The organism is Nocardiopsis sp. CNR-923 (genome assembly GCF_001942255.1).
GTDB lineage: Bacteria > Actinomycetota > Actinomycetes > Streptosporangiales > Streptosporangiaceae > Nocardiopsis.
In genome coordinates, this window is the sequence record NZ_MKKC01000146.1 from 1 (window position 1) to 7,821 (window position 7,821).

The following is a 7,821-nucleotide window of genomic DNA, read 5'->3' on the forward strand; positions in this document are numbered from 1 at the left end:
GCCGTCGAACGGCTCGCACTACTGGCCATGCACCCACCGGGACCGAGAGGTCACAACCCTACTCGAGAGGGCTGCACAAAGGATGGTCCTCTAATGAGCACCACCACCTCCGCGCTCGGGGTACGGCTCACTGCTCACCCTCTGCAGCGGGTGGGAGCGTTCGCTCTGGCTGTGCTCGTCCATCCCACGAAGGTTCGCCTCCGCGAAGTCGTGCACCCACGCGCGCTGACCGAGCAGGACCTGCGTGCGGCCAACGCGCACATGACCGCGGACCTGGAGCGCACGACTTCCATCACTGATGCCAAGGGTCCGCATGGGTTCTGGTTGGGGGTCAGCTACCTGCTGTGGCCCAACTGCCCGATCAACACCACCAACCGCAAATCCCTCCTCGGCGACCAGCTGAAGGACAAGCTTCACCAGTGGCGGAACCTCCCCGAGGTCGAACCCCAGGTCGGGGCGCGGTGTGTGCTGTGCGACCACCCGGCGTGCGGGTTCTACGGCAAGGTCGACATCCCGCTGCTGGAGCGGGCCTCAGACCGCAACACCACGATCCCCACCCATGAGGGCATGGCGTTGTGTCGGGGCTGCCTGCTGAGCTTCTACGCCCTGCCCTACGGGTGCGCGATCGGCGGAGGCCGCGCCACAGCCCTGCACACGTGGGACGACGACCTGCTCCGGGCGACCACCAAGTTCCAGGTCGACCAGACCCGCCGACACGCCATCACCGGCTCCCCCGCCGGGGAGCGCCCCTCCTACGCCCGCCAGCTCGCCGGGCTCAAACGGCTGCGCGGCTACGACGAGACCGTGACCGACGGGGTGGAGCTGTTGGTGTTCACCAACAGCAACAAGGAGCAGGACCTGGCCGTCCACCACATGGACCAGCCCCTGGCCGAGTGGATCCGTAGCCTGCCCCGCCACGAGCTACGCCTGCTGGGGCGCACGCACCGGTGGGAGAAGGTCCCAGGACGGTCCATGCTGGCCCGCAACCTCTTCGCCCTTCCCGACCGGGTGATCCCCACCGTCTCCCACTTCTTGCGCGAACGCGCCTTGGGCCAGGACGGGATCTCCGCCCATACCCCCGTTCTGTCCGCGACATGTTCCTCCTACGCCACGAAGGTGCTGCAGGTGTCCACCACCAACCTGGACCAGATCGACCAGCTCGCCCGACGCATCGCCCACGTCCTCAACACCGAGGACGACAAGAAGCTCAAACAGTTCCTGCTAGCCCGTAAGAAGCTCGCCACCCTGAGGGCCTGGCTGCAGCGCCAATCGGTCGACCGTACGCTGCGCACCACCGAGCCCGACCCGTTCATCACCGAACGCCAGTGGCGGCTGCTGTTCGACTCCGAAGATCAGGTCTTCCTCCACCGCGACCTGCTGTTCATCGGCGTGCTCAACCACCTGCACGAGCTCAAACCCTCCTGGCGCGGCGCCGACCACGACGACGTGACCGACGACGACCTCATCCCCAGCGACGACCTGGAAGCGGAGAACGAGTAGATGACCTTCCTCGTGGGCAAGATCGCCCTGGACATCACCGCGGGCGCCCCCAACAACGGGCGCGGCGAAGACAACACGGCCAAGGTCAAGTCGCTGACCACCGGCCGCGGCGAGCGCGTCCCCTACACCTCCGCCCAGGCGTTCCGCCGCTGGCTGCGCGACTCCCTCCCGGCCAACGAGCAGCGCTCACCGGTACATCGAGAGGGCAAGGGCAAGAAGCAGCAGGCCTACACGGCCGGCCGCCCGGACCTGTACCTGGACGATGACCTGTTCGGGTACATGGTCGCGATCAAGAAGGAGAGCTACCAGCGCGACACCGTCCTGGCCACCGGAACCCTGGTCTCGCTCGCCTCCCGCCGCATCACCACCGACTTCGGCACCATGAGCCGCGGCTTCAAACCGGGGGAGGACCCGGTCATCCACGAACACGAGCACTACACCACCGAACTCGCCGGTGATGTGCTCCTGGACCTGCCCAGGGCGGGCACCTTCGAACAAAACGGCGGTGGACTGCGCCGTGCCCTGGCCCCGACCGTCGTAACCGAGGCCGTCCAGGCCGGAGCCACCGAGCAGCTCCTGCGCGGAATCGACTGCCTCCAGCTGCCGATCGCCGAACGCCGCCGCCGGGTCGCGGTGCTGCTGCGCACCCTGGCCAGGGTGCAGGGAGGCGCCAGCCGGGCCCTGCACTACGGCGACCGCGCCCCCTCGTTGATCCTGCTCGCCCCCCTCAAAGGCGGCAACAACCCCTTCACCCGTGTTCTGGGCCTGCGCAACGGCACGGCGGTCTTCGACACCGACGTCTTCGTCGAGGAGAAGACCGCCTGGGCCGATGAACTGGACGGCCCGATCCTTGTGGGGTGGGCGCCCGGGTTCCTGGGAGACCAGCGCGAACAGGTGCGCCGCGACCTGGCCGAGGACGTCGCCGCGGGCAGCGTGGTGATCGACCACCCCCGCGCCGTCATGGACACCCTGGCCAAGGAGATCGAGGCCGGACAGCGCGACGCCTGGTTCGAGGACCCCACCGCATGACCGACGCCTGGAGATCACGATCACCGCGCCGGTGGCCTCGTTTCGCAACCCGCTCTACTCGGGGGTCCAGGTCACCCTGCCCTGCCCGCCCCCCTCCACCGTCACCGGTCTGCTCGCGGCGGCGGTGGGCGGGTGGGAACACCTGCCCACCGACACCCCGGGTGGCCATGGCCTGCACCGCCCGCGGCAGGGGAGTGGACCTGGAGACCTACCATCCTCTGGACGGCGACGGAAAGAAGCGGGACGCCACCCCCAAGGACCACGAGTTCCTCGCGACGTCACCCTCACCCTGTGGATGCTCGACCACCTGGACGTGTGGGAGAGGGCGGTCCGCCGCCCGGTGTGGCCGCTGCGGTTGGGCCGCAGCCAGGACCTGGCCTCGGCCCGGGCCCGCCGGATCACCTTGGAGGAAGGCCCCGGACACCAGGGTCATGCCCTCCTTCCTGTTGAGGCGTCGACGTCGGGCATGCAGCTGCGCATGCCGCACGCCATCAGCACCGACCGGTCCCGCATCCAGTGGGGCACCTACCGGTACGCCCCCGCGGGCAGCCCCTCCCAGGTCGACAGCCAGCTGCGCACCCGAGACGGTCAAGCCGTCGTCCCCCTGGTGGGGTTGCACCCCCATGCCGCCCACCCGGTTCCGGTGGAGCTGCCCCACATCTGGGCCAAGAGCCCCCAGCGGGGTGAAAAGCAGGGGGAGGCGCTGACCACGCACCTGGACGCCACCACCCGAGCACTCCGGGTGCTGCGCACTCGTATCGGCGACCTACCCGGAGTGCCTGGCCGGTTCTGGGAGTGGGCGCGCCTGGCGTGCTTGTTCCACGACGCCGGCAAGGTTCCTGAGGGGTTTCAGACGATGGTCGGCAACCCCCCACCCGCGCACACCTGGGGGCAGCGGCACGAGATCTGTTCGCTCGCCTTCATCGACCACGTCCTGGCCCACCTGCCCGAGAAGGACCGCACCTGGATCGGGCTGGGCGCTCTCACCCACCATCGGCCCCTTGCCGGAGGTGAGGGGTCCATCCGCGGGGAGTACCGGTCCTTGGGCAGCCCGGACGAGGTCGCAGCCACCTTCGGGCCCGTGGATGCATCCTCAGTCAACGCCTTGGCCCAGTGGCTGGCCCACCGTGCCGGAGCACCCGACCCGGACCAGGTCGACGAAGCGGTGCTGGCCAAAGCCACCCACCGGCTGCTCGAGCACCTCCTGTCCACCTGGCAGCGCGGGGAAAGTCCCACCGACGAGGCCGGGCTGACCGCAGCCCTGCTCCAAGGCGCCATCACCCTGGCCGACCACGTGGCCTCCGCCCACGGACAACTCCTCACCACCCACCCCCTGACGAGCAGCGACTACCCACGCCGGTTGCGCACCCAGCTCACCCTCCAAGGCGAGGCCACCTACCCCCACCAGGACGACGCCGAAACCGTCCCCGGGCACGTGGTGGTGCGTGCCCCCACCGGCCAGGGCAAGACCGAAGCGGCACTGCTGTGGGCCACGACCCAAACCCGAGCCCTCAGCGAAGAAACGGGCGCGACACCCCGGCTGTTCTACTCGCTGCCCTACCTGGCCTCCATCAACGCCATGGCCACGCGTTTGGGCCAGGCGTTCGGATCCGACCAGATCGGCGTGGTGCACTCGCGCGCCGCGAGCTACTACCTGGCCACTGCGGCCTGCGACGACAACGACCACGAGCCTGCGCAGAGCACCAACGAAGACGAGGAACGCCAGCGCCGACACGCGTCCCGAGCGGTCGCCAAAGCGAACGCCAGCCGCTTGTTCCGGGAACTGGTCCGCGTCACCACCCCTTACCAGCTCCTGCGTGGAGCCCTGGGAGGAACCGCGCACGCCAGCACCCTCATCGACACGGCTAACTCCACGTTCGTCTTCGACGAAATGCACGCCTACGAGCCCGGCCGCCTCGGCATGATCCTGGCCATGATGGGCCAGTGGGAGCGCCTCGGCGGCAGGATCGGCATCGTCTCCGCGACCATGCCCCAACAGCTCACCGACGCGATCGGCAACGTCCTCACCCGCGACATCACGACGGTCACACCACGCGGCGACGACGCCTGGCCGCGCCGCCACCGACTCCATCTGCGCGAGGACCACCTCACCAGCGAGGAGAGCATCGCCGAGATCGAACAATCCCTCACCGAAGGGCACAGCGTCGCGGTGATCGCCAACAATGTCGCCGACGCCTGGCACCTGTACGACCGGCTCGCCCCCACCATCAGGCGCCTGCATGGTGAGGACGCGGCGCTGCTGCTGCACTCACGCTTCAAGACTGGTGACCGCACCCGGATCGAAAAGCGCATCCACGACCGCTTCCGCTCGGGCAGGCAGCCACGCCAGCCCGGCCTGCTGGTGGCCACCCAGGTGGTGGAGGTGTCGTTGGATGTGGACTTCGACGTCCTGCACACCTCCGCCGCCCCCTTGGACGCTCTCCTGCAACGGTTCGGCCGCACCAACCGGCTCAGCCAGCTCCCCGACCTGGCGCCGGTGGTCGTGCACCGGCCCATCTACGCACCCCGCGCTAAGGGCGGGCCGGAGTTCGCCGACAAGGTCTACGACGCCGAACCCACCCGCCTGGCCTGGGAAATCCTCGCCCGCCACGACGGGGCCGCCCTCGATGAGCGCCTGTTCACCGACTGGCTGAACCAGGTGTACGCCACCGACTGGGGGAAACAGTGGCGGGCCAAGGTCGACGACTCGGTCACCACGTTCACCAACGAGTTCCTGGACTTCCTCACACCCCTGAACGACACCAGCGAACTCTCTGACGCCTTTGATGAGATGTTCGACGGCGTGGACGGCATCCTCACCGAGGACCGTAACGCCTACGAACAAGCACTCACCGGTCGCATCGACGGAGAGGAACGGGGCACCGGACCGCTGCTCGCCTCCCAGTACCTGATCCCGCTCCCGCACTACGCCCGCCACCTGGGAACCTGGGACCGCACGCTCAACGTCCTGCTCATCGACGCCGTCTACAAACCCGATCGCGGTCTGACCGCCATCCACCCGGTCCACGGCACCGCGGCCAATGCCTACCAACCGGGGGTGCTCCTGTGATCGGTGACCAGGACGTGGGCGGGGTCCACGTCAAGTACCTGTACCACTGCCGTCGCCAACTGTGGCTGTACGCACGGGGGTTTCGCCCCGAAGCCACCAGCGCCACCGTCCAGCTCGGCGAAGCCGTCCACGACACCTCCTACCGGCGCGCCCACCCCATCGACCTGGGCTCAGCCCGCCTGGACGACCTGGACGGCCGGTTGTGGGTGCACGAGATCAAATCCTCCTCCCGCCCCACCGAGGCCGACGAAGCCCAAGTCGTCCACTACTGCTACCGGCTGCGCGCCGTCGGAGTGGACACCCAGGGAGGGGTCCTGCACTACCCCAAGACCCGCCGCACCCACCGCATGCCCTACCAACCCGACTGGGACGAACGCGCCCGAACAGACATCGCCTCCGTCCGCGACACCGTCGCCCAACCCACCTGCCCACCCCGGCTGTCCCGTACTCGCTGCCGGGGGTGCAGCTACTTCGACTACTGCTGGAGCCAGTGATGCCCTCCGCTGCCCGCACCTACTGGCTCACCTCGAGCTGCCGCATCCGGCGCAAGGATCAGTCCCTGCTCATCGAACGCGAACACGGCCAGGATGTGCGCATCCCCATCACTGACGTGCGTGACGTGATCGCCTGCAAACCCGTGGACGTCAACACCTCTGTGGTGAGTCTGCTTAACCAGCACCACATCAACGTCCACCTCCTCAGCTACTACGGCGACTACTCCGGCTCCGTGACCGCCGCCGACACAGCGACCTCCGGCGAGACCGTCATCGCCCAGGTCGCCCTGGCCACCGACACCGACAAGTCCGTGCGTATTGCCCGCGACATTGTGCGCGCCACCGCCTTCAACATTCGCCGCGTCCTGGACCGCGACCTGCTCAAAGCCCCTTACACCGTGCTCAAGGACAAGACCGCAGCAGCCTCCGACGCGGCCTCGCTCATGGGGATTGAGGGCAATTTCCGCCGGAGCGCGTGGGAGGTGCTCGACACCAAACTCCCTGACTGGCTGCAGCTACACGGTCGAAGCCGCCGCCCACCCAAGAACGCCGGGAACGCCTTCATCAGCTACGTCAACGGGATCGTCTACGCGCGCACCGTCACCGCGCTGCGCCTGACCCCGCTGCACACCGGGATCGCGTTCTTGCACAGCACCATGGAACGCCAACGCCACTCCCTGGCCCTGGACGTGGCCGAGATGTTCAAACCGTTGTTCGCCGAGCGGCTGCTGGTGCGCATGGCCACCCGCAACCAGCTCAAGGAGCACCACTTCGACGTGGACTCCAACCAGGCCATGCTCACTGACGCGGGCCGCAAGCTGGTCGTGGGGGCGGTGCGTGATGAGTTCGCGACCACGGTCAAACACCGGGAACTGAACCGGCCGGTGGCCTACGACGAGCTGCTGTACCTGGAGGCGCTGAAGGTGACGCGGGCGTGTTTGGAAGGCGATGTCTACAAGCCGTTCCGGATCTGGTGGTGAGAGCCGGTGCATGTTGTGGTCGTCTACGACACCGCGCAGGAACGCAACCCCGCGATCCTGCGCACCTGCCGGTTGTACCTACACCACGTCCAACGCAGTGTGTTCGAGGGGCAGCTCAGCGACGCTCAGGTCAAGAGGTTCGAGCGGGCGGTCAAGGACGTGATCGACGACGGGCACGACCACGTGCTCGTCTACACGTTCCCGCCCGGGGTAGCGCCGCGGCGGATGTCCTGGGGCATCGCTCGAGCGGAACCGAGCGACATTCTGTGAGTGGTAGCGGTCTCGCTCGGAGGGCGGGTTTTCAGCGACGCGCCGGGGTGGTGTGCAGGACCGGAGGGTCGCTGAAAAATCTGGCTCGGATCGGTGAGCTGTGCCTTTTGTGGCCTGCGACTTTACTCTCGGGCCTTCATCGCCCCTACGAGGGGTAGCAACACCAACGCCAGGTGCCAGAGCGCCTTGGCCACCAAGGCCTTCATCGCCCCTACGAGGGGTAGCAACGTGCGGGCCAGGTCCGTGGCCGCGTCCTGTGCTGCGCCTTCATCGCCCCTACGAGGGGTAGCAACCCGACCTCCAGGCCCGCCGCGAGGAACAGCTACGCACGCCTTCATCGCCCCTACGAGGGGTAGCAACGTCACCGTCATGCGGGTGCCCGCCCAGACCTCCCGCCGACCTCCAGCCTGCGGGTACCCTGCCGCAGGAGGCCGTAGTGACGGCCTGTTCGAGCGCCACCCAGGAGGCGTCGACGACG

General features: G+C 68.1%; 6 protein-coding genes and 1 pseudogene. All 7 read left to right on the forward strand.

The features are described from left to right. Positions 1-93: 93 nt before the first annotated feature. A complete protein-coding gene (locus BJF83_RS24790; protein WP_075928226.1) occupies positions 94-1,500 on the forward strand; it encodes a hypothetical protein in 1,407 nt (468 codons plus the stop codon). Next, on the forward strand, positions 1,501-2,529 hold the full coding sequence (gene cas7i, locus BJF83_RS24795; RefSeq protein WP_075928227.1) for a type I-B CRISPR-associated protein Cas7/Cst2/DevR: 1,029 nt from the start codon (positions 1,501-1,503) through the stop codon (positions 2,527-2,529). Positions 2,530-2,548: 19 nt separating this feature from the next. After that, positions 2,549-2,647 (forward strand): annotated as a pseudogene (gene cas5 / locus BJF83_RS31380) (CRISPR-associated protein Cas5); the annotation flags it as partial. Between the two features lie 177 nt (positions 2,648-2,824). Beyond that, on the forward strand, positions 2,825-5,599 hold the full coding sequence (cas3, locus tag BJF83_RS24805) for a CRISPR-associated helicase Cas3' (RefSeq protein ID WP_262391871.1): 2,775 nt from the start codon (positions 2,825-2,827) through the stop codon (positions 5,597-5,599). Further along, the gene (locus tag BJF83_RS24810) at positions 5,596-6,093 is read left to right on the forward strand and encodes a CRISPR-associated protein Cas4 (protein ID WP_262391872.1); all 498 of its coding nucleotides are present in this window, start codon (positions 5,596-5,598) and stop codon (positions 6,091-6,093) included. The genes cas3 and BJF83_RS24810 overlap by 4 nt, the downstream gene beginning before the upstream one ends. Then, on the forward strand, positions 6,093-7,073 hold the full coding sequence (gene cas1b / locus BJF83_RS24815; protein ID WP_075928229.1) for a type I-B CRISPR-associated endonuclease Cas1b: 981 nt from the start codon (positions 6,093-6,095) through the stop codon (positions 7,071-7,073). The genes BJF83_RS24810 and cas1b overlap by 1 nt, the downstream gene beginning before the upstream one ends. 6 nt (positions 7,074-7,079) lie before the next feature. Next, on the forward strand, positions 7,080-7,343 hold the full coding sequence (gene cas2, locus BJF83_RS24820; RefSeq protein ID WP_075928228.1) for a CRISPR-associated endonuclease Cas2: 264 nt from the start codon (positions 7,080-7,082) through the stop codon (positions 7,341-7,343). The last annotated feature ends 478 nt before the right edge of the window (positions 7,344-7,821 follow it).

Bases quoted from the DNA above. Each gene is read 5' to 3' on its own strand.
- BJF83_RS24790 (WP_075928226.1), top strand. From the start codon at position 94: ATGAGCACCACCACCTCCGCGCTCGGGGTACGGCTCACTGCTCACCCT.
- cas7i (WP_075928227.1), top strand. From the start codon at position 1,501: ATGACCTTCCTCGTGGGCAAGATCGCCCTGGACATCACCGCGGGCGCC.
- cas3 (WP_262391871.1), top strand. From the start codon at position 2,825: ATGCTCGACCACCTGGACGTGTGGGAGAGGGCGGTCCGCCGCCCGGTG.
- cas1b (WP_075928229.1), top strand. From the start codon at position 6,093: ATGCCCTCCGCTGCCCGCACCTACTGGCTCACCTCGAGCTGCCGCATC.